Origin of the sequence: Myxococcus xanthus, assembly GCF_006402735.1 — a bacterium.
Taxonomy (GTDB): Bacteria; Myxococcota; Myxococcia; order Myxococcales; family Myxococcaceae; genus Myxococcus; species Myxococcus xanthus_A.
Genome location: NZ_CP017174.1, coordinates 1,963,404 through 1,990,124, shown reverse-complemented (window position 1 = coordinate 1,990,124; position 26,721 = coordinate 1,963,404). Strand labels below are relative to the sequence as shown.

General features: G+C 67.7%; 27 protein-coding genes. 11 read left to right on the top strand and 16 right to left on the bottom strand.

Annotation, left to right across the window (positions count from 1 at the left end; genetic code table 11):
- The first annotated feature begins 134 nt into the window (after window positions 1-134).
- Genes BHS09_RS08405 through BHS09_RS08395 form a run of 3 tightly spaced genes read left to right on the top strand, consistent with a single transcriptional unit; the run spans window position 135 to window position 2,264 of the window.
- Window positions 135-1,040: a fumarylacetoacetate hydrolase family protein gene (locus tag BHS09_RS08405; protein ID WP_140797615.1), complete on the top strand. Its 906-nt coding sequence runs from the start codon at window positions 135-137 to the stop codon at window positions 1,038-1,040.
- Between the two features lie 34 nt (window positions 1,041-1,074).
- A complete protein-coding gene (locus tag BHS09_RS08400; protein ID WP_140788836.1) occupies window positions 1,075-1,617 on the top strand; it encodes a VOC family protein in 543 nt (180 codons plus the stop codon).
- Entirely contained in the window at window positions 1,614-2,264 is a 651-nt protein-coding gene (locus tag BHS09_RS08395; RefSeq protein ID WP_140797614.1) for a polysaccharide deacetylase family protein, read from the top strand. The genes BHS09_RS08400 and BHS09_RS08395 overlap by 4 nt, the downstream gene beginning before the upstream one ends.
- Before the next feature lie 15 nt (window positions 2,265-2,279).
- Here BHS09_RS08395 and BHS09_RS08390 read toward each other — a convergent pair whose 3' ends face one another.
- The 5 genes from BHS09_RS08390 to BHS09_RS08365 form a co-directional block, all read right to left on the bottom strand.
- Entirely contained in the window at window positions 2,280-3,776 is a 1,497-nt protein-coding gene (locus BHS09_RS08390) for a DHA2 family efflux MFS transporter permease subunit (RefSeq protein ID WP_140797613.1), read from the bottom strand.
- Between the two features lie 80 nt (window positions 3,777-3,856).
- Window positions 3,857-4,063: a carboxypeptidase regulatory-like domain-containing protein gene (locus BHS09_RS39210; RefSeq protein ID WP_237080232.1), complete on the bottom strand. Its 207-nt coding sequence runs from the start codon at window positions 4,061-4,063 to the stop codon at window positions 3,857-3,859.
- A 419-nt stretch (window positions 4,064-4,482) separates the two neighbouring features.
- Window positions 4,483-5,046, bottom strand: coding sequence for an RNA polymerase sigma factor (locus BHS09_RS08380; RefSeq protein ID WP_140797611.1), 564 nt, complete (start codon window positions 5,044-5,046; stop codon window positions 4,483-4,485).
- On the bottom strand, window positions 5,043-5,696 hold the full coding sequence (locus BHS09_RS08375; protein ID WP_237080231.1) for a hypothetical protein: 654 nt from the start codon (window positions 5,694-5,696) through the stop codon (window positions 5,043-5,045). The genes BHS09_RS08380 and BHS09_RS08375 overlap by 4 nt, the downstream gene beginning before the upstream one ends.
- A gap of 385 nt (window positions 5,697-6,081) precedes the next feature.
- The gene (locus BHS09_RS08365; protein WP_140797609.1) at window positions 6,082-6,450 is read right to left on the bottom strand and encodes a type II toxin-antitoxin system PemK/MazF family toxin; all 369 of its coding nucleotides are present in this window, start codon (window positions 6,448-6,450) and stop codon (window positions 6,082-6,084) included.
- Window positions 6,451-6,650: 200 nt separating this feature from the next.
- Here BHS09_RS08365 and BHS09_RS08360 point away from each other — a divergent pair, with 200 nt between their 5' ends.
- On the top strand, window positions 6,651-9,116 hold the full coding sequence (locus tag BHS09_RS08360; protein ID WP_140797608.1) for a WD40 repeat domain-containing protein: 2,466 nt from the start codon (window positions 6,651-6,653) through the stop codon (window positions 9,114-9,116).
- Between the two features lie 69 nt (window positions 9,117-9,185).
- Here the strand turns inward: BHS09_RS08360 and BHS09_RS08355 are convergent, their stop codons facing one another.
- The 3 genes from BHS09_RS08355 to BHS09_RS08345 all read right to left on the bottom strand — a co-directional run bounded on the left by BHS09_RS08355 (window position 9,186) and on the right by BHS09_RS08345 (window position 11,445).
- Window positions 9,186-9,494, bottom strand: a complete 309-nt coding sequence (locus tag BHS09_RS08355) for a hypothetical protein (RefSeq protein WP_237080230.1) — start codon at window positions 9,492-9,494, stop codon at window positions 9,186-9,188.
- Window positions 9,495-9,544: 50 nt separating this feature from the next.
- The gene (locus BHS09_RS08350; RefSeq protein WP_140788826.1) at window positions 9,545-9,859 is read right to left on the bottom strand and encodes a hypothetical protein; all 315 of its coding nucleotides are present in this window, start codon (window positions 9,857-9,859) and stop codon (window positions 9,545-9,547) included.
- A gap of 308 nt (window positions 9,860-10,167) precedes the next feature.
- Entirely contained in the window at window positions 10,168-11,445 is a 1,278-nt protein-coding gene (locus BHS09_RS08345; RefSeq protein ID WP_140797606.1) for a hypothetical protein, read from the bottom strand.
- 298 nt (window positions 11,446-11,743) lie between these two features.
- Between BHS09_RS08345 and BHS09_RS08340 the strand changes: the two genes are divergently transcribed.
- From BHS09_RS08340 to BHS09_RS08330, 3 genes are all read left to right on the top strand, one after another.
- Window positions 11,744-12,493, top strand: a complete 750-nt coding sequence (locus BHS09_RS08340) for a TetR/AcrR family transcriptional regulator (protein WP_140788824.1) — start codon at window positions 11,744-11,746, stop codon at window positions 12,491-12,493.
- Window positions 12,490-13,392: an acyl-CoA desaturase gene (locus BHS09_RS08335; protein ID WP_140788822.1), complete on the top strand. Its 903-nt coding sequence runs from the start codon at window positions 12,490-12,492 to the stop codon at window positions 13,390-13,392. The genes BHS09_RS08340 and BHS09_RS08335 overlap by 4 nt, the downstream gene beginning before the upstream one ends.
- Before the next feature lie 237 nt (window positions 13,393-13,629).
- A complete protein-coding gene (locus BHS09_RS08330) occupies window positions 13,630-15,174 on the top strand; it encodes a putative Ig domain-containing protein (RefSeq protein WP_161605130.1) in 1,545 nt (514 codons plus the stop codon).
- 73 nt (window positions 15,175-15,247) lie between these two features.
- On the opposite strand, the gene BHS09_RS08325 is transcribed toward BHS09_RS08330, so the two are convergent.
- Window positions 15,248-15,637 (bottom strand): DUF1801 domain-containing protein, encoded by a 390-nt coding sequence (locus BHS09_RS08325; protein ID WP_237078128.1) that lies wholly within the window; start codon window positions 15,635-15,637, stop codon window positions 15,248-15,250.
- A gap of 66 nt (window positions 15,638-15,703) precedes the next feature.
- On the opposite strand from BHS09_RS08325, the gene BHS09_RS08320 reads away from it, so the two are divergent.
- The gene (locus BHS09_RS08320) at window positions 15,704-16,486 is read left to right on the top strand and encodes an AAC(3) family N-acetyltransferase (protein WP_140797605.1); all 783 of its coding nucleotides are present in this window, start codon (window positions 15,704-15,706) and stop codon (window positions 16,484-16,486) included.
- 129 nt (window positions 16,487-16,615) lie between these two features.
- Here BHS09_RS08320 and BHS09_RS08315 read toward each other — a convergent pair whose 3' ends face one another.
- Window positions 16,616-17,497: a hypothetical protein gene (locus BHS09_RS08315; protein WP_140797604.1), complete on the bottom strand. Its 882-nt coding sequence runs from the start codon at window positions 17,495-17,497 to the stop codon at window positions 16,616-16,618.
- Between the two features lie 141 nt (window positions 17,498-17,638).
- On the opposite strand from BHS09_RS08315, the gene BHS09_RS08310 reads away from it, so the two are divergent.
- Entirely contained in the window at window positions 17,639-18,664 is a 1,026-nt protein-coding gene (locus BHS09_RS08310; protein ID WP_237078127.1) for a helix-hairpin-helix domain-containing protein, read from the top strand.
- 86 nt (window positions 18,665-18,750) lie between these two features.
- Here the strand turns inward: BHS09_RS08310 and BHS09_RS08305 are convergent, their stop codons facing one another.
- The 4 genes from BHS09_RS08305 to BHS09_RS08290 form a co-directional block, all read right to left on the bottom strand.
- On the bottom strand, window positions 18,751-19,884 hold the full coding sequence (locus BHS09_RS08305; RefSeq protein ID WP_140788812.1) for a trypsin-like serine protease: 1,134 nt from the start codon (window positions 19,882-19,884) through the stop codon (window positions 18,751-18,753).
- Between the two features lie 301 nt (window positions 19,885-20,185).
- On the bottom strand, window positions 20,186-21,757 hold the full coding sequence (locus tag BHS09_RS08300; protein WP_140797603.1) for a carboxylesterase/lipase family protein: 1,572 nt from the start codon (window positions 21,755-21,757) through the stop codon (window positions 20,186-20,188).
- Between the two features lie 226 nt (window positions 21,758-21,983).
- Entirely contained in the window at window positions 21,984-22,727 is a 744-nt protein-coding gene (locus BHS09_RS08295; protein ID WP_140797602.1) for a LytR/AlgR family response regulator transcription factor, read from the bottom strand.
- Window positions 22,693-23,835, bottom strand: a complete 1,143-nt coding sequence (locus BHS09_RS08290) for a sensor histidine kinase (RefSeq protein ID WP_237080229.1) — start codon at window positions 23,833-23,835, stop codon at window positions 22,693-22,695. The genes BHS09_RS08295 and BHS09_RS08290 overlap by 35 nt, the downstream gene beginning before the upstream one ends.
- Window positions 23,836-24,027: 192 nt before the next feature.
- Between BHS09_RS08290 and BHS09_RS08285 the strand changes: the two genes are divergently transcribed.
- A complete protein-coding gene (locus tag BHS09_RS08285; protein ID WP_140788806.1) occupies window positions 24,028-24,753 on the top strand; it encodes a DUF2652 domain-containing protein in 726 nt (241 codons plus the stop codon).
- A gap of 92 nt (window positions 24,754-24,845) precedes the next feature.
- Here the strand turns inward: BHS09_RS08285 and BHS09_RS08280 are convergent, their stop codons facing one another.
- The gene (locus BHS09_RS08280) at window positions 24,846-25,379 is read right to left on the bottom strand and encodes a DinB family protein (protein ID WP_140788804.1); all 534 of its coding nucleotides are present in this window, start codon (window positions 25,377-25,379) and stop codon (window positions 24,846-24,848) included.
- A 77-nt stretch (window positions 25,380-25,456) separates the two neighbouring features.
- On the opposite strand from BHS09_RS08280, the gene BHS09_RS08275 reads away from it, so the two are divergent.
- Window positions 25,457-25,990 (top strand): O-acetyl-ADP-ribose deacetylase, encoded by a 534-nt coding sequence (locus tag BHS09_RS08275; RefSeq protein ID WP_140797601.1) that lies wholly within the window; start codon window positions 25,457-25,459, stop codon window positions 25,988-25,990.
- Here BHS09_RS08275 and BHS09_RS08270 read toward each other — a convergent pair.
- Window positions 25,960-26,664, bottom strand: coding sequence for a lysoplasmalogenase (locus tag BHS09_RS08270; protein WP_237080228.1), 705 nt, complete (start codon window positions 26,662-26,664; stop codon window positions 25,960-25,962). The genes BHS09_RS08275 and BHS09_RS08270 overlap by 31 nt on opposite strands.
- Window positions 26,665-26,721 lie beyond the last annotated feature (57 nt).

Sequence of the window (26,721 nt, the reverse complement as noted above, 5' to 3'; positions counted from 1 at the left end):
ACGACCTATACGACACCGCACAGAATTGACACAAGGCGCCACACTGGATGCAAAGGACATTTTGTCGACATTCCATTGAGGTCGAGCACCGCTCCCGCTAGCCTGCGGCGTGTAGCCGAGGGAGATGAGCCACCATGCGGATTGCTTCGATTCTGGTGAGGGATGAGCCTGCGCTGGGTGTGCGCGCGGCCAAGGGGATGGTGAATGTGACGGCGCTCGACCCATCCGTCGGGACTTCACTGCGCGCGCTGCTGGAGCGAGGCCCGGACGCGCTCGCGGCCCTGGCGAAGCGCGTGTCGGAAGCGACGGCCCCCCAGGTACTGTCCGACTCGGAGTTCCGCTACCGGCCGCTCGTTCCCGAACCGAGCAAGTTCCTCTGCCTTGGCCTGAACTACGTCGCGCATGCGGCGGAGGCCACCTACGAGACGCCTCGGCACCCGGTGGTCTTCACGCGCCTCCCGTCGAGTCTCCTGGCCCATGAGGAGCCCATGGTGGTGCCCACCTGCTCGAACCAGCTCGACTACGAGGCCGAGCTGGCCGTGGTGGTGGGGCGCCCCGGACGCAACATCCCTCGCGAGCGCGCGCTGGAGTGGGTGGCGGGGTACACGCTCTTCAACGACGGCTCGATTCGCGACTACCAGAAGCGCACCCACCAGTGGACCGTCGGGAAGAACTTCGACGGGACGGGCCCCCTGGGCCCGGAGCTCGTCACGCCCGATGAGCTGCCCGAGGGCGCCCGCGGCCTCCGTATCCAGATGCGCGTGGGCGGAGAAATCCTCCAGGACGCGACCACGTCGGACATGATTTTCGACGTCGCCACCGTCATCGCGGACCTCTCCGAGGCCATGACGCTCCAGCCGGGAGACGTCATCGCCATGGGCACGCCCAGCGGCGTGGGCGCCGCCCGCAAGCCGCCGCGGTTCCTCCGCGCCGGTGAGGTGTGCGAGGTCTCCGTCGAGCGGATTGGCGTCCTGCGCAACCCCATCGCCGACGCAGCCCCCGTGCATACAGGTACGCCGCCCGCGCAGGCGGCGAAGTAATCCCTCGTCGTTGAGCACACCCCAGGGAGGACGAATGTCCACGCAAGCGAAACTGCCCGGCCGACTTCACCACACGGCGTATGTGACTCGGGACTTGGAGGCGACGCGGAAGTTCTACGAGGAGCTGGTTGGCCTGCCCCTCGTCGCGACCTGGTGCGAATCGGACGAGCTGTTCGGCGCCGTCCGCACCTACTGTCACACCTTCTTCGAGCTCGCGGACGGCAGCGCGCTCGCGTTCTTCCAGTTCGAGAAGCAGGAGGACCAGGAGCTGTTCGGACCGCAAATGCCGGACTCGCCCTTCCACCACATCGCCCTGGACGTCACGCTCGAAACCCAGCGCGGCATCGAGGAGCGCCTGCGGGCCGCGGGCTACACGGAGCCTGGCATGTACGTGCTCGAGCACGGATACTGCCGCTCGCTCTACGTGAAGGACCCCAACGGGATGATTGTCGAGTTCACCTACGACAGCCCGGACGCCGTGAAGCCCGAGCTCGTACAGGCCCGCCGCGCCAGGGCCCACCAGGAGTTGGCGCGCTGGCTCGCCGGGGACCGCGCTTCCAACAACGTGTTCCGGTGAGCCTCCTCACGCTCTCGTTCGACAACGGGCCCGACCCCGAGGTGACGCCTCGGGTGCTCGATGTCCTGGCGTCGCACGACATCACCGCGCAGTTCTTCGTGCTGGGAAAGCAGCTCGTCACGGAGGAAGGGCGGTGCCTTGTCGCGCGTGCTCGGGACGCGGGGCACCTCATCGGCAATCACTCCTTCACCCACGCCATCCCGCTGGGAGAGGACCCGCGCCCGGACGCGGTGGAGGCGGAAATCGCGGCCACCGACGCGCTGCTCGCGCCGCTCGTCCCCGCCCCCAAGTGGTTCCGGCCTTTCGGGGGTGGCGGCAAGCTGGGCCCACACCTCCTGAGCCAGCGCGCCGTCGACCATCTGGTCCGGCACCGCTATTCGTGCGTCCTCTGGAACAGCGTCCCCGGCGACTGGCTCGACCCCACGGGATGGCCGGAGAGGGCGCTGGCGGACTGCGCGGCACAGCCCCACACGCTGATGGTCCTGCATGACATCCCCAACGCGTCCCTTCATGCGCTCGACGGCTTCATCCGCCGGGCGAAGGACCAGGGCCTGCGCTTCACGCCGGAGCGCCCGAGCGACTGCGTGCCCATCCTGGAGGGGCGAATCACGCGCGACATCACAGGACTGGTGGCGCCTGGCGCGTGAGCGCCGCCACGCCCGCTAGCGAGTTTCCTGGGAGGCCTCCAGCCCGCGCACGTGCTTGCGGACCATCAGGCTCAGGGGCACGGCCACCAGGGCAATGGCCGTGGCCACCAGGTACACGTGGTTGATGCCCGTCACAAACGAGAGCACCTCGATGTGACGGCGCTCCGTCATCCCCTTCCGCGCGAGCACCTGTGCCTCCCGGGCCGCGAAGGTGGAGAGGAGCGACGTGAAGATGGCAATCGAGAAGGCCCCGAACACGTTTCGCAGCCAGTTGCTGATGGCCGAGGCGTGGCCACTCAGCTCGCGGGAAAGCTGCTCCATGCCCGCGTTGCTGGCCGGCATGATGGAGAGCGAGATGCCGACGTTCCGGACCAGCATCCACATCAGCACATAGGTGTGGGAGACGTCCGGCGTCAGGCGGCTCAAGGCATACGTGCCGCCCGCAATCAGCAATACGCCCGCCGTCATGAGCGTGCTCGGCCCGAGCTTGCCGTACATGCGTCCGACCAGGGGCATCAGGAGCGCCATGGCCAGGGAGGCCGGAAGGAGAATCAACCCCGTCTTCAGCGGCGTCACGCCCTGGATTTCCTGGAGGAACAACGGGATGAGGAACGCGCCTGAATACAGGCTGATGGTGATGATGCTCGAGATGAGCAACGTCACCACGTAGCGGCCGTTGGCCAACACCCGCAGGTCGAGCAGCGGCGCATGCGTCCTCAGCTGGCGGACGACGAAGTAGACGACTGACACCGTCCCCAGCACGGCCAGCGACACCGTCTTCGCATCCGTCCATCCCCAGGCCCGTCCCTGACTCAAGGCGATCAGCAGCGCCAGCGTTCCGGTGATGACGGTGAGCAGCCCGGGGAAGTCGAACGCCTTCGGGACCTCCAGGCGGTAGTAGGGAACGGTCCGCACCGCCATCGCCACGGCGGCGAGGCCCAGCGGCACGTTCATGAAGAACAACCACCGCCAGTTGCCCAGCGTCATCAGCCAGCCCGCCAGCGTGGGGCCGAAGGCAGGAGCGAGCATGGAGGACAGGGCCCAGAGGCTCGAGGCCAGCGCATGCCGTTCACGCGGCAGCAGTTGGTAGATGAGCGTCATCGTCACCGGCATGATGGCGCCACAGAACGCGCCCTGAATGAACCGGAAGGCCACCAACGAGCGCGTGTCCCAGGCCACCCCACACAGCACGGAGGCCACGAGGAAGCCCACCAGGCTGGCCACGTAAACCCACTTGAAGCTGAAGCGTCCGCCCAGATAGCCGGTGAGCGGGGCGCTCGTTCCCATGGCGAGCATGAAGCCCGTCAGGGTCCACTGCACCGAGGACAGCTCCGACCCGAAGTGCCGCTGGAGCTCGGGAATGGCGATGGTGATCGTGCTGGAGCTCAGCACCGACATGAACGACCCGACAAACAGGGTGAACATGAACGGCCAGAAGCGGGGAACTGTCGGCTCGTCGGCGGAGTGCATGGGCGGCGGCAGGCGCTGGAGCGCGAGACGGAAGCCACTCATGAATCACGGCTGACGCTGAGGGTCCAGCCGGAAGGGACCCGCCGCAGCCGCCGGCCCTCGGCTGCGCTCTGCTCAGACTCCTACCTGGACCACCCCGGCCCCACCGACATCTCGTAGTCGAGGCGAACCACTTCATTGTTGCCAACCGAGAAGTCGGTGCAACGCCCGAACGTCGTGCAGATTCGATAGTCACCCAAGGCCAGGGCGACTTCGTAGAAGCCGTCCTCGTTCGACGTCACGGAAGCCACGTCCGTGTCCTGGGGCAGGGACTTGACCAGCAAGGTCATCGATCGCGGATCGCGCTCACATCCAGAGGAACACACGTCATTGACATAGGAGGTCATCCCATAGACCCCCTGCGATATCGTCACGGCCTCTTCGGGGTCGCTATCACCACATGCCAGGCTGCTCAAGGACATGACTGCGAGCAACGCCAGGTATCCTCGGGGGTTCATTTTCATCAGGACAGCCTACGCCACAGCCCCCTTTCAAAACACGACGCAGGCACCTGCTCCGTGAGTGGCCTGACCTCGCTACGACGAAGTGTCAGGACTGTACCCACCGCCAGCAAGGCAATGAAAGCAACGTCACGCATGGAGTTCGGCTAGACGTCGATGCAGCGGCTTGCGGGCCGGAACATGACCGTCTCCTCTCCGCGGTCATGAGACTGCGGGATGGAACAACAACGTGGATGGAGCGCCCCAGGCTACGGGGCGGTGGATTCGAGCGCCGCCGCCAGCCGCTTGCGCGCCAGGTGCAAGCGCGACCACGCGGTGCCCTCGGGAATCCCGAGGACGCTGGCAATCTGGGCGTGTGACAGGCCTTCCACGGCGAAGAGCGACAGCACGGTGCGGTGCTCCAGCGAGAGCGTCCTCATCGCCACCTCGAGTCTGCGCTTCCGCTCCCGCGTCTCGAAGGTCTCCTCGATTCTCGCCCGAGGGTCCGCCATCTCGATGTCGACCGCGTCGCCCCGGTGGCGCTCGCGCCGCGCCTTCGCGGCCACGGCTGCCCGCACCGCGATGCGATAGGCCCACGTCGACAGCTGCGCATCCCCCCGGAACTGCGGCAGGGCCCGTTGAATCGAGAGGAACGTCTCCTGAACGGCATCCTGGGCATCACTCGGGTCCCGGGTGATTCCATGGCAGAGCACGTACAGCTTCCCGCTGAGCGCCTCGTAAAGATGGCGCATGACATTCTCTCGCGCGGCGGCGTCGCCCGACACCGCGGCGGCCCGCAGGGCCTCTTCATCGAAAGGCACGCGCGGCGTCACGGCGCGACCTCGAGTTCGGCGCGCTCGCGCAGCAGCCTCGGCCTGCGCGTCCGAGCGAGGTAGACCGTCATGCCCAGGTTCACTGCCGCGGCAAACAGCAGGGTGACGACTCCCAGGAGCCCCTTGTCGCGCATCAGAAACGCCGACCCCACCATCACGGCCGACATCGCCGGGAAGAGCCACAGGAGGGTGGCCAGGTCCTTGAGCTCCGTGCCGATGCGCGCCCGCCGCTGCGCCATCCACGCGTCCACACCGACACTGGCCGCTTCGACGGCACGCCGTTGAAGGCCGCGCAGCGTCAAGGCGAGCCCACCCGCGAAGAGCACTCCGACCGCCGAGACAATGGCCCACAACCGCAGGGGCGCCTCCGGTGCGAACAGCGGGCCCAGGAACACGCCCTGCCCCACGAACGACCCGAGCGCGACCCACGGGCCGTACTTCAGCCAGAAGCGGTCCTTGGCGAGCGCCCGCGAGACTTCCGCGTGGCGCGGCGCCGGAATGCTCACGCAGCCAAGCGCCTGGTCCAGTTCCGCCGAAAGCGCCAGGGCCCGCTGGCACTCCGCACACGTCGCGGAATGCTGCTCCGCTTCCTCTTTCTCCCGCACGTCGAGAGCACCGTGGCGGCTCATCTCAAGCGCGAGCTGATACACATCGCAACTCTTCGAGGTCATCCCTCCTCCTTCCGCCAGCTCAGAGGCGCGAGGAAGAAATCCCTTCACGGCAGGCGCTTCTTTTTCGAAGAACGGCGGAACCCCTCGGAATCACCAGGGGTCTCCAGGCCTGCTTACGGGGCTTCACGGCCCCCATGATGAACTGGGGCAACAGCTCCTCACGGAACTTCCGCCAGATGGACACGTCGAGGTCCAGCGCGGGGACCACCATGACCAACTGTCCCCCGTTCCCGCTCGCTTCGTATTGGGAGTACACGTGGTCCCCCACGCGGAGCTCGTGGCGCCACCACGCGTAGCCACAGGTCCGGCCATCGCTCATGGTCGCGTGTTTCGCCGTGGAACGCAGGTCATGCGGGCGCTCATCTCACGGCCTCCTGAAGAACGACACCTGTTGGAAGCGCAGACCGGCAAGAATCTGTTCCACCCGCGCGTCCGACAGCGACCCGATTCGCTCTCCCAGACGCGACTTGTCGACCGAGGACACCTGCGACACGACGACGACGCTCTGCTTGGGGAGGTTTCCCTCTCCCACTTCGAGCAGCACGTTCCCCGGCTCGCTGGCCCGGTGCAGGTTCGACGTCAGCGCACACACGACCACCGTCGTGATGCGTGAGTGATTGAAGACGTCGTCCTGGACCACCACGTGGGGGTGCGAATAGCTGGGGACCGGGCCTCGTGAGTCGTCGGGCTCCACCCAGAACACATCACCGCGGTTGATTCGCTCGGGGGGCATGCCCTCGGAGTCTCCTGTCCCCGCCTCCGGCCTGGCGGCCCGGCCTTCTTAGCGAGCGCGGAGGCTTCCTCCAAGGCATCCTCCGTCGGAGAACGTGACCCTGCCTCCGGGGCTCTTGCGGAACGTGTTCAAGGAGAAGGATGTTGCCGAACGCGGCGCCTGACACGGTGTAGGGTTGGCCCAAACGACCCGAGCCGCGAATGCCCCACACCTCCCCGTCCCTCGAATCGCTGACCGAACTCTCCACCCTCGAGGGGCTCCTGGCGGAGCGTGGCCTGGACGCGCTCCTGGCCACCTTCGACGAGGTGCTCGCCGGGACGCCGCCGGACGCGCGTATCCACAAAAGCGAAAGCCTGTCGGTCAGCCCCAGGACGTTGCAGGTGCTCCGGCGAGCGCTCGCGCAGGACGCCGCGTTTCTCCGGGCGCACCCCGAGACGCTCTTCCAATGCCTCTACAACCGCCTGCGCTGGTTCGACGCGCCCGACACCGCTCCGCACTTCGCGCCCACGGACGCGGGGCCCTGGAGCCACGCGGAAGCGCACCTTTGGAAGCTGGCGGAGCATTGGCGGGGGCAGTGGGCCACGCGGGGGGGCGTATCCTGGGTCGAATCCCTGCGGCCCCTGCCCGGGGCGCTGGAAGGCAATGACCAGGTCCTGCGGCACGACGCCCAGGTGCTGTGCGCGGCCTTCAGTCCTTCGGGCGCGTGGCTCGCCACGGGCTCCTGGGAGGATGGGCGGAATGTTCGCATCTGGGACGTGGCCACCGGGACGCTCATCCATCAACTGGCGGGACACGAGGGCGAGGTGCGCAGTGTCGCTTGGAGCCCGGACGGGACTCGGCTGGCGTCCGGCTCACGCGACCACGACGCGCGCATCTGGGACGTCGAGACGGGCGCGCTGCTCCACGCCATGACGCGCCAGGAGGGCCAGGTGACGTCGGTGGCCTTCAGCCCGGACGGCCGCTGGCTCGCCGCGGCGAACCTTGGGTGGAGGGTGCGGCTGTTCGACGTGGCCTCGGGCCGGGTGGTGCGCACGCTCGAAGGGCACGAGCAGTCCGTGTTGACGGTCGCCTTCCATCCCTCCGGCCGGTGGCTGGCATCAGGCGCGTCGGACGACACGGTGCGCATCTGGGACCTGGAGACAGGCACGCAGACCGCTCGCATCCGCAGCACCACCTCCGTCTCGTCCGTGGCCTTCAGCCCGGATGGCGGATGGCTCGTGCTGACCTCCATGGACGGCCTCATCCGGGTGGAGACGGCAGGTTGGACGCGCGTGCCCGGAGCGCTGGGCCAGGGCCCCTATTCCCAGGTCGCCTGGCTCGAAGGCGCACGGCTGGGCGCCCTCGCCTTCAACCGGGTGGAGCTGCTCGACGCGAGTAACGGAGATGTGCTCCGGGCGCATCCCTACCCTTCCGACGGCCGTGAGCGCGGCGCCGCCTTCCTTCCGTCCGGCAAGCGTTTCGCGCTGACCGCGGCGAATGGGCGCACGCATGTCAGCGACCTGGATGCGGCCCCCAGCCCCACCCTACTGGCCGAACAAGACCGCGTCATGAACCTGTGGGGACATTCCGAAGGGGCGTGGGGCATCACACGCCTGCATTCGGAGACGCGCGTCATCGATTCACGGGGGCAGGCCACGGCACTGCCTCCCGGCGCTCCGGCTGCCTACGCGCAGACCTGGAAGGTCAGTCCCGACGGCGCATGGCTTGCCCAACCCGAGCTGTCCTCCCACGAGCGGCGCTACCAGTTGGGAATCCTGCTGCTCGACGCGCGGAGCCTCGCCCCCGCGCGCCCCCTGCTGGCGCCGCCTGGCGACCAGGCCGCGAAGGCCCAGACGCGCCTCGTCGACAAACTGCCGATTGCCTTCTCTCCCGACGGACAGCTGCTGGCGGCCGCCATTCAAGAGGGCGCGGTCCACCTCTGGCGCGTGGCGGACGGCACCTTGCTGCACAGGCTGCGCGGACCTGGTGGTCCCATCACCTGGGTGGACTTCACGCCGGATGGCACCTGTGTCGTGTCGGGCCATGCGGCCAGCGAACGCGTGTACGTCCACGAGGTCCGGAGCGGCAAGGTCGTCGTCAACACCGAAGCGGTGGTCGACCCCTCCCCCGCCTATGCGGCGGCGGCCAGCGCGCCCCTCATCGCCGTGGGTCGAGCATCGGGAGAGCTCGCGCTCATCACGATACCCACCGGTGCCCAGCAGGTCCTGACGGTAAGTCCGGAGCCCGTCATCAGCCTGGGACTCTCCGCGGACGGCACGCGCGTGGCGGCCTGCAGCCTGGATGAGTGCGTGCGGGTCTTCGACGTGCGGACGGGCGCACGCCTGCATGAGCTTCCCCACCCGGCCCTGCCCTTCTCCGTCGCGATGAGCGGCGAGGTGCTCGTCACGCTGGCCAATGACATGCACACGCGCGTCTTCGACCTCGCCACGGGCGAACTGCGCACGGAGTTCGCGGGAAGCGTCCCCACGGACGACGTCGTGTCCCGGCGCTACTGGGAAACGCTGGGCGAAGGCCCCGTCACGTTCCACCTGCTGCGGGACACCACTCCCCGGGCCTGCTTCCCGGATGCGATGGAAGAGATTCTCATCCTGAAGGATGGGCTCGTCCTGGGACGAGGCCGCACCGAGCGGGACTTCTTGTACGTCCTGAAGCTCCACATGCCCTGAGCATCAGGAACCCGCGGAAGCCTCTCTCCCCTCTCTGCTGGACTAGAGAGAGGCCCCGCGACCTACGTGCTAGCAGTCCTTCCAATCCGCACCCACGTAGCCCAGCCCCCGCTTCGCGCACTGGTACTTTCCGTGATTGCGGCAGTTCCCATACACGACATTGGGATAGGGACCTCTCCAGACGTTATCGGAGCACCGGATGAAGCAGCAGGCCCTGAGGGCGCTGACCGTTCCACCCTCGGTGCTGGGCTCCTCCTGTTCCAGGTACTGCTCGGGAATGGCGATGGACTCCTGCTGCTCCTGCGACTCCTCGGGCAGCGGACCACCACACCCCACGGCCAACAGCGCCCCCATCCACAGCGGCAACGTGCTCTTCATTTGATTCCTCATGGCTTCAGCCCTCACGTGTCCTTGCACATCCCCAATGGCTAGCAGTTCCGCCAGGCGTGCCCTTGATAGGTGAGCTTCTTCTGCGGGCAGTAGTACCTGCCGTACTTCGCGCACAGGTCGTACTTGATGGAGGGAAAGGGCCCGTACCAGGTCCCGCTGCACTTAACGTTGCAACAGATGGCGGAGCTCTCGACCTCGCCCTCGCCGAGATACTCGGCGGGAATCCCTGGCGGGGAGGATTCCTCCTCGACCGGTTCGCCCGGCTGCGTTGCCTCTCCGTCGGCGGGGCCGCATCCCACCAACAGCACCACGCCAGCAATCCACGCGAACCAACGTCCATGGCCATTCTTCATGGAATCCTCCCAGGCTCAATCCAGACAAGAAGGCCGCGAGCCACCGGCCTCCTGTCTATTGGACCGAATCGAGGTTCCAGGCGTTCCCGTTCCACCCCTGTGTCATTCCAAACCAGACAAGACAGACAGGCTCCGTGCAGAAGCCTCCAGTCCGCTGCGACTTCCCGGCTGGAGCACGAAATGACATCAGCCCCTCTCAGGGCCTCAATCTCTGACGCGGCGGCATTCCGGATTCCCTCAACCCAAGAATGTGGGATGGCGCGGACGTGGGCCAAGGGGCGCACCTTCACCCGCCCCCTGCGCTCCGCTTACTGGAAGCGCACCTTCCCTTCCTGCTGGTAGCAGACGTGGGCCACACCATCAGTGGGCCGGATGGCCACGCTCGGACGCGTGCCGTCCTCCACCGTGCCCAACTGGGTGTAGGTCCAGAACCCCTGGGCATCCGTCGTGCTGAGCTCCAGCGCCGTTCCACGGCGCAAGGCGACCACGGGCTTGCCTCCACCATAGGCCAGGTCCGAGGCGTCATACGTGTAGCTGACGGGTGAGCCCTGCACGACACTGGAAGAGAGGGGCGTGGCCACCGTGATGTCGTCGATGGCGCCCCACTCCCCTTCCCGGATGACATTCGCAAGGGCGTACAGGTGAGAACCCGGCCCCCAGACCATGGCGCTCCAAGAAGGGAGATTCATGGTCTTCAGCCGGACGGACGCGGTGGTCGCGCCCTGGATGGCATGAAGGAAGTGTGTCGAGACGCTGGTGGTGCGCTGCTGCATCACCACGTACAGCGTCCCGTCCGCGCTGAAGACGGGTTCACCATTGAGGATGGAGGTGCCGACGTCGGGCTGTTGGATGCTCCAGGTATTGGCCGCCGTGCGGGCCGCCATGCGGAAGCTCCCTGTCTGACCGTTGCCGAAGACGATGACAGGCTGTTGGCCTTGCGCCGGATTGAGCGCGATGCCCAACTGGGTCGTCTCCTGGCCGCTGACATCCTCGCGGACCCACGCACCGTTGACGCGCGTCGCGTAACGGACGCGCATCCGCGCGCTCGACAGCTGCCCCGCGCCTTCGCGATACGCGACGTGCGGAGTCCCCGTCCCCGGGTCGACCGCCAACACGGGGTTCGCCGTGAAGGTCCCCACGTTGTTGAGCCCCGGGCCGTCTATCTGCTCGGTCACCCAGGTCGTGCCGTCCCAGGTCGCATACCAGAGGGAATTACGGGTGTCGTTCGTATAGACGGCATGTCCCCGGCCCGAGGCATCGAAAACCAATTCGCACACGCGGCCCGTGACGTCCGCACCGGTGTCGATGACCGTGCTGGGCGCGAGCGGCGCAGCCACCACGTTGAAGTGGAACGTGCCCTCCGCCTTCTTTCCTGACGCCGTCTCCGCCGAAACGAACAAGGACGCCGTTCCTTCCGTGGGCAGCGTCCACGTGACTCGCTCCGAATCCGGCTGCAGGGCTCCCGCATTGGCGCTCCAACGCACCGCCTTGAGGACCTCACCCGAGGGGACGACGAGCCGGAAATGCTCGGCCGCGCTTTCGACATACGGCCCTGAGCCGCCCTCTCTCTCAATGAGCAGAGCCACCTCTCCTGGTACATGAGAGGAGATGACCTCGACCGGTCGGGTCTCACTTCCACACCCCGCGGACAACGTCACGCTTCCACACATCAGCATCCCGGCAACAGCCCACTTTTTCATCGGTGAATTCCTCGTCGAGCGCCGGCGAACACCACTCGCCAGACCTTGGGGGTGTCTGAGTCAGCAACCATCAACGAATGGATTTCCCTGAAGTTCTGCGGGCCCCGACGCGATTCGCTTGCGCCCGCCCCTCACCCCGGACATCATTTCAGTGAACAGGTTCACTGGAATAGAGGGGGAGGCCATGGTGACGCGGAACAAGGCCGGAGCGACGGATGGGCCCAAGCGGGGACGTCCCCGAGGCCGGACGGAGCAGGGCCACGAGACGCGCCAGCGGCTGTACGCGACCGCGCTGGGGTTCATCTCCGCACGGGGCTACGAGGCCACCCATCTGCGGGACATCGCCAAGAAGGCGGGGGTGAGCGTTGGCCTGCTGTACCGGTACTTTCCCAGCAAGCGCGCCATCGTCCTGGCGCTGTACGACGAGTTGTCCTCGACGTATGCGGCGCACGCCGAGGCGTTGCCCGCCGGCCCCTGGCGGGAGCGCTTCCTGTTCGCGCTCCGGGCCAGCCTTGGCGTGCTCGGGCCGCACCACGAGGTGCTCAAGGCGCTGATTCCCGTGCTCGTGGGCGGAGAAGAGGACGGCCTGTTCGCGCCGCAGACGGCGTTCTCCCGGCAGCGGGTCCAGGCCGTCTTTGAAGACGCCGTGGCGGGCGCCGCGGACGTCCCGGGCAACGCCACGGTGGCCCGTGCACTGGGCCGGCTGCTCTACGTCGCGCACCTGGCCGTGGTGCTGTGGTGGCTGCTCGACAAGAGCCCACGTCAGCGCGCCACCGAGGGCCTGGTGTCGCTGCTGGCGCGCCTGCTGCCCCCTGCGTCGCTCCTGCTCCGGCTGCCCGGCGCCGGAAGCATGGTCCTGGGCGCGGACGCCCTCTGCCGACAGGCGCTCTTCGGCGAGCCGGCGCGTGCCCAGGCGGGAGAGGTGACGCGATGAATACCGCGATGCTGGGACATCCCGAGGTCTCCCTGAACGGGCAAGGCGCAGGCGAGCCCCGCGCGAGCACCGCATCCCTGTTGCCTCCCGAGGTGGGCCGCTTGCGCTTCGATGCGGCGCGGACGCTGTGGCTCTGGGGCATGCTCATCCCCGGTGTCACCGTGGGGCTCGCGGCGGCGACGCCCACCACGGTGGCGGTGTCGCTCCTGCTCACCTTCGCGACGCTCTGCCTGGGGCACTCGGTGGGCCTGCATCGCGGCGTCATCCACCGCACCTACGAGGCGGGCCCTCTCACACGCGGCGTGCTCGCGTACCTGTTCGTGCTGAGCGGGCTTGGCGGTCCCCTGTCGTGGGCACGCCTGCACGCGGTTCGCGACTACTGGCAGAACCGTCCCGACTGCCCGCCCTACTTCGCCTATGGGCATTCGATGGCCCGCGACTTCGGCTGGAACCTGCACCTGCGCTTCGAGCCCGCGGATGACCGGGCCCTGGCGCGGCTTCCTCCAGACGTACTGACGGACCCGTGGCTGTGCTTCCTGGAGCGCACGTGGCCGCTCCACGTGCTCGGGCTGGCGGGGTTGGTGCTCGCGGTGCTGGGCTCCGAGGCCGTTGCACTCTGCGTTTGCGCCCGCACGGCCACCAGCATCCTCGGACACTGGGCCGTGGGCTACGCGGCCCATGTCTGGGGAGAGCGGCGCTACGCCCTCCCGGGCGCGTCGGAGAGCGGTACGAACATCTGGGTGCTTGGCGTGCTGTCGTTCGGCGAGGGCTTCCACAACAACCACCACGCCTTCCCAGGCTCCGCGCGCATGGGCCAGAAGGCGCACGAGCTGGACCTGGGGTGGTGGGTCATCCGAGGGCTTCGCCGGCTCGGGCTCGTGCGTGCTGTTCGTACTTGAGCAAGGCCCCGGCTACTTCTCGCGCAGCACGTGCAACACTTCGCGCGCGGTGTCGGCGGACGACGCCGGGTTCTGCCCGGTTGCTCGCGGTCCGCGACTGGCTCCTGGACGGGCCGTGATGCATTCGTGACCAAAGCATGCGCCCTGGGTGAAGCCACGCACCCTGCGGGTGAATGAGCCTGTTCCCGAAACAAGCCGCGCCGGCAGGAGTGGCGCACACACGATACGGGGAACCGGATGAGTCGCAGCAACACCTTCGACACCACACGCCAGCCATTCCTCCCATGGCTGGGATTGCTCACCCTGCTCACGTTGCTGTCCGCCTGCGCCGAGGGGCGAGGCGACATGAACGGCGGGCCGAAACTGCCGCCCGTCGAGCTGTCACCCACCACCGTCGGCGTCGCCTACGAAACCGTCTTCACGGCGTCGGGCGGCACGCCGCCGCTGCACTACCTGGTGACGCCGCCTCCGGGCTTCTCCTTCTACACGGGCGAAGGGCGGCTGACGGGCCCCGGCACCGAGCCCGGTGATTACGCGCTCACCGTCAGCGTGCGGGATGCCCACGGGGCTGAAGATTCGCACACGTACGCGCTGAAGGTGTGGCCCCGGCCCGTAATCTCCAGCAACGCGCTTCCCGCCGCGGACGTGGGCGTCAACTACGAGCACGTCCTCGCCTCCACGGGTGGGCGGCCTCCGCTGCAATGGTCCGTGGCGGAGGGTTCGCTCCCGCCGGGTGTCTCCCTTTCGTCCGCGGGCGTGCTCAACGGGCTTCCCCAGGAGCGCGGCACCCATCCCCTCACCCTTCGCGTCCAGGACGCCCACGGCGCCACGGCTGATAGGCAACTGGAGCTGGAAGTGCGTGGCCCGGGCGCGAATCCGGATGGAGGACCGCCGCCTGCATTCCCGCTGTCCGTGGGCAACTGGAACATCGAGTGGTTTGGAGACGTGGCGAACGGCCCCAACAATGAACCCCTGCAACTGGCCAACGTCCAGGCGGTCATCGCCGACGCAGGCGTGGACTTCTGGGGGGTGGTGGAAATCGTCAGCTCGGCGCAGTTCAACGAACTCAAGGCCCGGCTGCCGGGCTACGACGGATTCCTCGCGGACGACACCCGGCGCGTGACGGCTGGCACCGGCTACTACTCCGCCAATGACCAGAAGGTGGGCGTCCTCTACAAGTCGGACGTCGTGCGGGTGATGCGGGCGGAAGTCGTGCTCACGGAGCATCGCTACGACTTCGGCGGGCGGCCTCCGTTGCGGGTGGACCTGCGCATCCAGCGCGGGGACGAAAGCATGGACGTGACGGCCTTCGTCCTCCACATGAAGGCCGCCGCCACCGCGTCGGACTACGCGCGCAGGGCCTCCGCTTCCGGACACCTCAAGAGCTACCTGGACCTCCGGCTGCCCACGCAGCGCGCCATCGTGGTGGGGGATTGGAATGACGACGTGGACGTGTCGTTCGCCACCAACCCGGAGACCGGAACCCGGTACGACACGCCCTACCGCGGCTTCGTCAACGCCCCGGCCAGCTACACCTTCAGCACCCAGGCATTGTCGCTAGCGGGCGCGAGCAGCATGGCGAGCCGCGTCTCGTTCGTCGACCACCAGCTCGTCACCAACGAACTCTGGGCGGACCACATCCCCAACTCGACCGTCGTACTCCGCCCGGCCATTCCCAGCTACGGGTACACCACGTCCGACCACTACCCCATCATCAGCCGCTTCGACCTGGGGCGGGACGAGCAGACGATGCGCGGACTCACGCCCAGCCCGGCGGATTGAAAAGAGGAGCGCGGCGGGGCTTCCGGGCGCTGACTGGAAGCCCCGTGTCGGTTGGCCCTCGACACCAGCGCGCTCACTGAGAGGTCGCTTCCATCCACTGGACCACGACCTGGCACAGCGCCTTCTTCTTCGCCTTTACCTCCGCCAGGTCGCGAAGCGTGACGACGGCGCGGTCCGGGGCGGCCCACTGCAACAGGCCACTGGTGTCCTCGAAGGAGAAGCCTTGCGCCGCCTTCACCTTCGCGCCCCGGTGGAAGATGAGCTGAACGCAGTCCTTGGGCTTCAGCTTGAATGTCACCCGGTCATCGCCCTGGAAGCAGAAGCTTGGCGCGTTCCACTTGATGCGCTCCGTAATGCCCGGATGGGCAGACAGGATGGCGGTGCGCAGGGTTTCGACTTCGTCCCTCCGCGCGTGTTCGAGTTCCTGCATGAATCGCTCGACGTCTTCGGACCGGTTCGACACGCGCGTCGCCTCTCTCCAGCACCATGACATTGCGAGCGGGCTGGTGGACGCGGCATAACCCGGCCCATGAGCGAAGTCAGCAGCCAGCAATGGGTGCAGCAACTCCGCGACCTCGGCGTGCGGGAGGGTGGTGTCCTCGTGGTGCACACGTCCTTCAAGGCCGTGCGTCCGGTCGAAGGCGGCCCGCTCGAGCTCATCCACGCACTGCGTGAGGCATTGGGGAGCGAGGGAACCCTGGTCATGCCCACGATGACGGATGGCGAGGGCGTGTTCGACCCGAGGACCACGCCCACCGAAGGAATGGGCATCACCGCCGAGCTCTTCTGGCGCCAGCCCGGCGTCCTGCGCAGCACCCACCCAGGCGGGTCCTTCGCGGCCGTGGGCCCCCATGCTCGGGAAATCTGCCGCCCGCAGCCGCTCTCGCCCCCCCATGGCCCCGACAGCCCGGTGGGACGGGCACATGACCTGGGCGGCCAGGTGCTCCTGCTCGGCGTCACCCAGGGCGAGAACACGACCATCCACCTCGCGGAGGCCCTGGCCCCCGTCCCGTACTCCGTCACCCACCCGTGTGTCGTCGAAGTGGATGGCGTTGCGCGGACGGTGGAGATCGCCGAGACGGACCACTGCTGTCAGGGCTTCCAGCGTGCCGACGGCTGGCTTCGTGCCCGCGGACTGCTGCGCGAAGGCAAGGTGGGGCGCGCCGACGCGAAGCTCGCCGACGCGCGCGACATCGTGAACGTCGTGGTCGAGCACCTTCGGGCCGACCCGCTCGTCTTCCTCTGCCCGGCGGGCGCGGGCTGCGAGGAGTGCGACAGGGCCCGCGCGAGCGTGGGCAACACGGCGCGTTAGCCGCCGCACGCGCGGGCCACCTCGTCAGAACGAGGAGCCGAAGCGCAGGATATCGAGATTCAGGACGCCGACGCCGAACGGGCTGCGCTGCTGGCTCCAAGAGCCGCCCACGGCGAAGCCCATGCGCGCCTACTTCGACCGCGGAAGCACCACGGGCTCCAGCTGATACGCCGCCGTGGATGGCGCGAGGTCGAGCGTCCCCAGCGCATGCTCCCCCGGGTCAGCCGGATTGAAGCGCACCTGGAGCGGCTGACCGGGGGTGAGCAACCGGAAGCCCTCCTCCTGGCGGCGCGCCAGCGCCAGGTGGGCGCGGCGCTCCTTCCGGGAGGTTTGGGGCGCATGGTCGCTCGGCGTCATCCGAGCCAGGGGCGGCTGGCACTTCACGGCGAACACGTAGCCCGTCGCCCCCACGTCATAGTGGTAGTGCGCATAGGTGGTGTTCCCGCTCCCCGCCAGTCCGCCGAAGCGGGCCTCGACGGGCGTCCATCCCGAGGCCTCCGGCGCGCCCGCGCTCAAGAGATACCGCCCGCGCCGGAGGAAGCGCAGCCTCGCGTCCCACTCCTGGATGTCGCCCAGAACCTCCGTGGCGCCCGCGGCAAGCAGCCTGGGAATGGCGGGACGCGTCCCCAGGTAGCGGAGCGCCCGCTCCATCATCACCTTCAGCAGCGGGTCCAGAATCTCGTGCCGGGAGGGCTCCGCCACCGCATGACGCACCTGGAACGCACGCGGCATCTGGAGGCCGTCATACCATTCGGGAGGTTGCCCTCCGGCGTAGGCCCGGTGCGTCTCGTCCCACGGCGTGTCGTACAGGAAGCAGTGCTCGTCCTCCCCCACGTTGTAGCCGTAGAGGAACAACGTCTCGTCCGCATATCCCAGGGTGCCATACAGCACCGCGTCACACGTCACGGCGCGCCCCTCCACGGGCGCGGCGCGGTACTCCGGCAACCGGAAGTGCCAGGCGGGGAGCCGCGACAGCAAGGTGCGGACATCGGGCAACGGCTCGGCGGGCATGGGCGCAACCTCGGCAATGGACAAGCGCGATGATGACTTTCTTGTGAACACGACCTTCTCATCATTTCAAGGATGCTGGGCGAGTCAGGGGTCTGGTGTATGGAGCCTCGTCCCCCGCCGTACCCCCAGGAGGCATCCTCGATGCGTCGTCTTGTTCCAGCCCTTCTCTCCGCGAGCCTGATGGTCGGATGTGGTCCCACCGGCTCTGAGTCCGAGCCGTCTTCTCAGTCCACGGAGCACCAGGACGCGCCGCTCACCACCACGGACGTGGACGTAGCCCCGGAGTGTCAGGGCCTGCTCACCTTCGTCAACACGGCGTCTGTGTCCACGCTGGACGCCTACCTCCCCAGTGACGTCGCCCAGAACCTCGTCGGCCACCGCGCGACGGCGCCCTTCTCCACGTTGGCGCAGGTGTCCGGGGTCCGGGGTGTCGGTCCGGTGCGCCTGACTCAAATCGAGGGTGGCGCCCGCGCGCTGGGCTACATCACCAGCACCTGCGCCGGCATCCTGGACGAGCTCGCGCTCTCCACTGATGACGCGGCGGCGGTGGTGTCCCTGGTCAACACCATCAACAGCGACGCGCTGTACGCCGTCCTGCCGTACGCGTGGAACGGCGCGACGAACCTCCTCAACCTGCGGCCCTTCACGTCCGTGCAGGCCATCTCCGAGGTGACTGGCATCGGCGCGGTCAGCCTGCGCAACCTCCGCAACGCGGCCACGCAGGGCTACGCCCTGACGGCGCTCATCGCCGCGGTGAACGCGCAGGAGGAGAGCCTGTGGACCTCCCGACTGAGCCAGAACTTCAACGTGGAGGACGTGATTGCCGGCGCCCACGGCAACGACCAGTTCAAGAGCGCGCAGTGCTTCGGCATCGACCCCAGCCTCTTCCCCAACGAGCGTTGGGAGGTCCGTCCGCAGCTGGCCACGGGCACCGAGGTCGTCAACCAGGTCGCCAGCACGGTCGACTACGCGGACCGCAACGAGCCGCTGCCGGACGCGCTCATCACTGACGGCCTGGCGGAGCTCCAGGTGAGCACCGCCGGTGGCACGTTCAAGGGGTGCTACATCAGCTACAGCAAGGGCCCCTGGGCCGGCATCCAGGTCACCTTCTTCATCGACACGGTGACGGGCTACCGCGTGCTGACGGAGCAGCACTGGGTGGAGTGAGCCGGGCTTGATGCACCCCAGGAACGCGAAGCCCCCTGTCACCCACGAGTGACAGGGGGCCTCTCAAGCGGAGAACTGGCGCGTGATTACGGAACCGTGGCCGTCACGGACACGCCCGAGTAGGACGAATAGCCGCGCACGGACACGTACCAGGTGCCAGCCTGGGGGTTGGAGAAGGTGCAGGTCTCCTCGTTGCCGGACTGGTAGGGCCGGCAGTTGTAGGAGCTGGTGGTGGGCTGCGAGCCGCTGCGCACATACAGGTCCGCGTCACCCGTGCCCCCCGACTGAGTCACCGTGAGCAACGTGGTGCCGGCAGGGATGCTGATGGGGTAGTGATTCCAGCTGCTGGAGGCGCCAGACAGGTTCGTCTGGGAGAGCAGCGTGGTACCGGGCGGCGGGGTCGTCCCATCGATCTTGGAGTCAATCCAGCTCTCGAAGTGCGACACGCGCGCGTACATGCCCGGGTAGCGCGAGTCGGCGCAGCCGTAGCCCCAGCTCACGACACCCGCGAGCTTGCGGACGCCGCCGTGCGAGACGGTGAGCGGACCACCACTGTCGCCCTGGCACGAGTCCTTGCCCGGTGCCTTGGCGCCAATCTGATCCGGGCCAATGTACTCATTGGGGTAGCTCTGCTGCGCTTCCGTATTCGAAATCACGTTGACGTCCACCGTGCGCAGGGTGGAGGACCCCGAACCGCCGGAGGAGGTCGCGCCCCAGCCCGTCACGCGCGCGACCACACCCGGGTTGGTGGCGCCGCTCGAGGCATCCGCCGCCGAGATGCGGGGAATGGCCGCGACGGTGGTGCCATTGAGGTCCAGCGACGTGGACAGCCGGAGCAGGGCAACGTCGTTGCCGGCAGAGCCGTAGTCCTCATGAATGATGACCTGCGCCACGTTGCGCGTCTGGCCCGAGCTCGTGCTCGTGCTCGAGGTGGAGCCCGCCACGATGCTGCCGACGGTGTAGCCATCCACGCAGTGTGCCGCGGTCAGAATCCAATCCTTGTTGAGGATGGAGCCGCCGCACCAGTGACCGCCCCGCCGCAGGGACACCTGCCACGGATTCGCATTGATGGTCGTGGTGGTGCCACCGACGATGTCCTGCTCGATGGTCGCCGGCGCCACCGATTCCGCCTGCTCCTCGACCATCTCCGGACCGCAACCGACCAGCAACGACATCGCGCCAACCGTCGACCACCGCCGCATGACCTTCACTGACATCATGGAGACCTCGGGTATCTGGGGGAAGACGTGAAGCGGCAAAATGAGATTAACCGCCTCACGACTCAAAAACCGTAACACACGATCTTCCCCATCTACCAGCCCCAGCCCCGGTTGAAGCGCTGCCGCTTTCGGAGGCGCTCACGTTTTGCGACATGCCTGTTTCATTACATCTCCGCCACACTTTGGAATGGGATGGAGCGTTGATGACTTGTCATTGGAGCCGCGGGCCGAAGTGACGACGGCGACATGAAGCAGCCCGGCGGTGTGATGCCACACACCACCGGGTCTGTCACACCCCTGACTATGGGCGGTTTTCCTGCCGCGTGTTGCTGCTCGCGGTGGCTGCGGACGATGTGGCGCGTGGCAGCTTCGGCGGAGGGGGCTTGGCGAGGCTGTCCAGGAAGGGCATGAGGTTTTCGGCGGCTTGCAGGATGTCGCGCTCGAAGTCCGTCACCCCCTGCGGTGAAACATCCAGTCTCAGCAGCCTGTCTTGCGTCTCCGTGTGCCCCTCCCAGCGCACCTGGGCCACGGGTCCGGGCGCGCCCGTGCGCGCGAACTGGACCAGTGAATCCACCAGGTGACGCATGAAGGTCCGGTCCTCCTCCGTGAACAACTCTCCGGCGGGCGGTACGTCCGCGGCCGTCTCCAGGAAGTAGGACACCTCGCCCCCATGAGGCACCCCCAGCCGCTGCCGGGGGACGAGCAACTTCGCGCGGTACTCGAAGTAGTAGCGCCACACGGCGGCGCCTCGCTCCGCGTGGCGCGTGGCCAGCAAGCGAGGCATGACCGTGAAGACGAAGTCGCGGCACATCCGCCGGCCAATCTCCCGGTCATCGTCCACGTCGGGGTAGAGCTGGCGAATGGACTCGGCGAAGGCCCCCAGGCGTTCGAGGATGGTGGCGGGGTCGATTCCGAACGCGGACACCACGCTGGAGTCGTCACTCGTGCTGCCGATGATGAGCGGCAGGGAGAGCTGCTCTCCACGCGCGAAGGTTTCGCGAATGGGCTCGGGAAGGACAGAGTCTCCGTAGATGGGGCTGGGCGCGTTCGCGGTGTCCGCGGGGAGCATCCAGAACTTCTCCGGACTCAGCTCGCGCAGGTCCTTCATGGTGGCCAGGAGCCGGTCCAGCCCGTTCCTCCACGCGAAGGCCATGCCGGCCAGCCGTGCGTCCGCCAGGGGCTTCTCCTGGAGCACGTACGCGCTCATGGCCACGCCCCGGCGGAAGAGGTTCTTCTCCCGGACCTGCGGCGACGTGAAGAGCGACAGGACGCTCTTGGCGCCCGCCGATTGCCCCATCACGGTGACGTTGCCAGGGTCGCCGCCGAACTGCGCGATGTTGTCGCGCACCCATTCCAGCGCCAGCATCTGGTCCAGCAGGCCGAAGTTCGCCGGCCCACCCGGATTCTCCTTCTCCAGCGCCGGGTGCATGAAGAAGCCCAGGTGCCCCAGGCGGTAGTTGAAGGTCACCAGCACCACGTCGCGCGACGCCAGATGAATCCCTTCATAGAGAGGCAGGCGGCCCGAGCCGATGACGAAGGCGCCGCCGTGAATCCAGAACACCACCGGCAGCTTCGCGCCCGCATCCAGCTTGGGCGTCCACACATTGAGGAAGAGACAATCCTCGTGCATCTCACCGGGGTCACCACCGCCGGTCTCGATGCAGGCCTGACGGGACTGGTGTGCGGAGAAGCCGAAGTTGAAGGCCTCGTGGACACCGGGCCATGGAGTGGCGCGCTCGGGCGCCTTCCAGCGCAGCGCTCCCGTGGGAGGCTTCGCGTAGGGGATGCCCCTGAAGACAGAAATCTTTCCCTCGACCAGGCCCTGCACCCTGCCTTCCTTCGTGGGTACCTCAGGCGTCTTGATGACGTTCATCGACCGGCTCCCTTTGGTTGTGCGACTGTACGTGCGACAAGTGAAGACACACGCACCCAGACTCCTGCGGAGAAGCCCTCGTGCACCAGTTCGGTCTAGATGAGCGAGCGTGAGATAGAATTGAATGACAATTCCTGGCAACACACCCCTGCCAGAAACCCGCATTGCTGAAAGCGATAGCTGGGAACACGACACCCGCCCCGTCCTGGAGTCGGGCGGGGCGCGGCTATCCAAACCGCTCGCGGAGCACGGTCGCGTGGCTCCGGCTGAGCGGCAGCGGTTCCGGGACGCCGCGCAGGAACACGTCCCCGCTTCCCCCCAGGCCCCGGTCCACGCGCTCGACGAAGGCCAGGTTGACCAGCGCGGAGCGGTGGATGCGCGCGAAGGTGCGCGCGGGAAGCCGCAGCTCCCACTCCTTCAAGGGACGCGGCGAGAGCGTACGCAGGCCATCCGCCGTGACGACCTCCGCGTAGTCCCCCGCCCCGCACAGGCAGACAATCTGGTCCACCCGCACGAACCGGGACTTCGCGCCGTTCTCCAGGAACAGCATGTCGCCCTCGACGAGCTTCTGGCGAACGGGGCCCGGGGCGGGCGCGGGCCTTCCCTGTTCCCGGACCGTGAGCCGCGCCAGCGTCCGCGCGAGCCGCTCCGGATGGACGGGCTTGAGCAGATAGTCCAGCGCGTTGACCTCGAAGGCCCGCAGCGCATGCGCGTCGTGGGCCGTCACGAAAATCACGTCGAAGGGACACTCGGGCAGCCGGGACAGGAGCTCGAAGCCCCCCTCTCCCGGCATCTGCACGTCCAGGAACAGCAGCGACGGCCGCAGCGCCTCGATTTGCGCGAGCGCGGAGGCCACCCCATCCGCTTCCCCCACCACCGTCACCTGTGCGTGGGGCGCCAGCAGCTCTCGCAGCTCCGCTCTCGCCAGCCGTTCGTCATCCACCAGCAAGGCGCGCAACGGGAACGTCATGGGACTCCTCGGTGATGATGGGCGACCATGCCACGGCCGGGATTTCAATGGTGATGTGGACCCAGCCGTCCTTCTCCTCGGACGACAGGTGCGCGCGCTCCTGGAAGAGCTGCGCCAGCCGCTCGCGCACGTTGCGCAGGCCCGTGCCCGTGCCCTGTGGTTCCGGCGCGTTCGCCGGTGGCGCCCATCGGCCGGAGTTGGCCACCCGGATGCGGAGGACGTCCTGTTCCCGGGCTACGTCGACCCGCACGCGGACGGGCAGCTCCCCCGAGGCCATGCCGTGCTTCACCGCGTTGTCCACGAGCGGTTGGATGAGGAACGCGGGGATGGAGAGCTGCTCGGTGCTGGGCATCACCGACAGGCGCACGTCCAGCTTCTCCTCGAACCGAACGGATTCGATGCTCAGGTAGCTGCGCACCATGGCGAGCTCCTCCTCCAGCGGGACCTGAGGTGCATCCCCCTTCTGCAGGGAGAAGCGCAGGAAGTCCGCCATCTCCGTCACCATCCGCCGGGCGCGCGCGGGGTCCTCCGCAATCAGGGCGCGCACGGAGGTGAGCGCGTTGAACAGGAAGTGCGGATGCATCTGGTGACGCAAGGACGCGAGCCGGGCCTCCTGCGCGAGCGTGTCCGCCCGGAGCGCCCGTTCCCGCTCCAGCCGCCACGCACGGGCGTGCTTGATGCCGAAGTACAGCCCGCTCCACCCCAGCAGCGTGACGGCATAGTCGAGCGCATACCGGGGGAAGCTGCGGCGATGCTCCATCCAGCGGTAGGTCTCCGAGTAGTACCAGCTCGCCCAGAGTTCCCCCAGGCCCATCCAGAGACATCCAAAGGCCGCGCTCGCCACCATGGACCAGACCGCCTGGCGCCGGAACGTTCCGGGGAAGAGCGGCCGGTAGCACAGCCGCATCAGGCTGGTGATGAGCAGGCCGTAGGCCGCGCGAGCCCCCTTGGCCAGCACGAGGCGCATCTCGCCGTCGGCGGCTGAAATGGGGAGGAAGGTGACGATGAGCAGAAGCGCATAGAGCCCCCATCCCCCGAGCTGCACGGACCAGAAGGAGGGGGCGGAAGCCAGCCGGCGAAGCATGGGCTGGAGCCTAACCGACGGCATGGCCTCAAACCCTTCAGCGCCGAGGGGGGGGTGGTGGACCTGGCACGGAACGAAGCCTAGGGGGTGACGTGGCCGGCTTCGTGGGCGCATCTGCGAAGACACGGAGCCGTCGGTGAAGGGCTCCGTCCCGTCGGTGAGCGTTCCGGTCTTGTTCGCGCCAGCTTCCGGACGCCGTGTTAGGGTGGCCGCCGCATGGCGATAGAGAAGGCGCTTCTGCTCATCGCGGATATCGGCGGGTACACCCGCTTCATGAGTCACCATCGCTTCAGCCTCGCGCACGCGCAGGAGACGGTGGCGCAGCTGCTCGAGGCCGTCATTGATGCCTCGGGTCCGCTCAAGCTCGCCAAGCTCGAAGGAGACGCGGCGTTCTTCTATGCCGTGGGCGACGACTTTCCCGCATTCGCCCGGCAGGTCGCGGACATCCGCCGCGCCTTCGTCTCACGGCGAGAGCAGTTCATCGTCGACCGCATGTGCAAGTGCGACGGCTGCATGCAGGTCAGCGCCCTGACGCTCAAGTTCGTGGCCCACGCCGGCGAGGTCGCCTTCCAGCGCGTGAAGCACCTCACCGAGCTGGCGGGCGTGGACGTCATCCTGGTGCACCGGATGCTGAAGAACGACGTCCCCGTTACGGAGTATGTCCTGATGACCGACGCCGTGCACCAGGGGCTCGCGCCGGAGCTCCGTCAGCTCACCCAGGGGCTGGAGCACGACTTCGAGGGCATGGGGCGCACGGCGACGCACTACCTGGACCTGAACGCGTTCGTCCTCGCGGCGCCCGAGCCCGTGCGCCCGAGCCTGCCGCGCAAGCTCTGGGCCAAGCTGAAGCTGGAGCTGAGCTCGATGAAGTACGTGCTGGGCATCAAGCAACCCTGCGAGGACTTCCGCAACGTCGAGGTCGTGGACGCCCAGAAGCCGTAGCGGGCGCCCCGCCTCAAGGGGTGGGCGCGTCGGCGTCACGGTGCAACGCGGAGAAGTACGGTGCCGCCATTCCCCGCGCGTCATGCGACGCGCTACCCTGGCGGCCGGGGCGCAACGGCCAGGACGAAGCGCGCGTAGCCAATCTCCGCCGCGTTCTTCATCAACTCCAGGCTGGCCCAGGCCACGATGTCCCCGAAGGGCTTGCCTTGCAGCGGCCAACGCGTGCGCTCCGTGGAGCGGAGGTCGTCGTCGCTGAGTTGCTCGATGGCGGCGCGCCACTCCGTGTACCGCCGCGAAATCAAGTCGCGCACGGCGTCCGCGGTGCCCGGCCACTCCACCTGCTCCCGCGTCAGGGTGGCATCCCCGAACGAGTGGTTGTGAACCATGGACCACCAGAACCCCAGGTGCCACGTGAGCCAGGCCACGCTCGCCGGCCCCAGGTCATAACCTTCATGTTCGGGCCACTCGGCATGCCACTTTCCATCCGGGCCCTGCTGGACATGGAGGCCCACGGACGCGGGCCGACGCAGGCAGTCCTCCGTGGTCAAGCCATCCAGGTGATAGAGGGTGAGCGCCCAGGCGATGTCGAGCTGCCCCAGGAGCGTGTCTCGGAGTGGGTTGGACATGGGCGCAGGATAGACCGTCGTCCCGCTGACCCGACAACGAACGTGTGCCAGGAGTTGAACCAGAAAGAGGGGATGACATGAGCGATGAGCGATTGGTGCTGATGCGGGGAGACATCACCCAGGTCCAAGCGGATGCGATTGTGAACGCGGCCAACTCCGCACTGTTGGGAGGCGGCGGTGTCGACGGGGCCATCCACCGCGCGGCGGGCCCCGGGCTTCTGGCCGAATGCCGGACCCTGGGCCGTTGCCCTCCGGGAGAAGCTCGCATCACCGGAGGCCATGCCCTTCCGGCCAGGCATGTCATCCATGCCGTGGGACCCGTGTGGCAAGGAGGAAGCAGCGGAGAGGAGACCGTGCTCGCGCGCTGCTACCGGCGGGCCTTCTCCCTGATGGAACAGCACGGCCTTGGCACCGTCGCCTTCCCGTCCATCTCCACGGGCGCCTATGGGTACCCCATTGAGCGGGCCGCGCGAATCGCCTTGCGCGAGATTCTGGCCGCGCTGCAGCGCATGCCGACCCTCCAGCGCGTCACCGTGGTGCTGTTCAGCGACAGGGACCTCGACGTGTACCAACGCGCACGTCAGGCGCTGGAGCCCAACCCTCCGGTATGAAGGGTTCGCGACGCGCCAGACTGACGGGGCTCGCGCGCGGACACAGCGATGCACCACTGCGCGGCCCAGTAACACAGCATGATACCGTAGCCCGAGCCCGGCAGCGGGCGCACGAAGAGCTTGAGCGCCAGCAGTCCGTCACTGACGGCGAAGAGCAGCGCCCCCGCGAGCGCGAACCCCTGCGCGCGACGCGCAAGCCCCGGGCTCCCCAGCATGGCCCACGCCCGCCACGTCATCGTGCAGATGACGGCGACATAAGCCGTCACCGGGAGCGCCATCTCGCCCAGGTGGGGCCAGAGATAGACGCTGGCCCCCGCCGCCAGGAACACGAAGGGCAGCGCCCTGCCCCACCGCGGCTGGCGCGACACCGTGACGTACGCGGCGACGTAGCACACGTGCGCCAGCAGGAAGGCCCCCAGGCCCGGGAGGAACAGCCCCGGGCCCACGTCCAGCAGCACGTCTCCCAGCAGCGACAGCGCCAGTCCGGCGAATATCCACCGCCCGTAGCGTCCGAGCGGCGGCCACTGCCACAGGAGCAGACAGAGCATGGGCAGTGCCTTGGCGGCCACCCGGACGTCCGCACGGACCACGTCCAGCGCGAGGAGGTACCCCAGCGCCCCCGCGGCACCCACCGCCGCGAGGAACTTCGTCGCACTGCCAGACGCGCTGCGCATGGGCGGCACCATACCCCGGCCGCCCGGCCGTGACGCTCAGGGACGCGGCGACTCCAG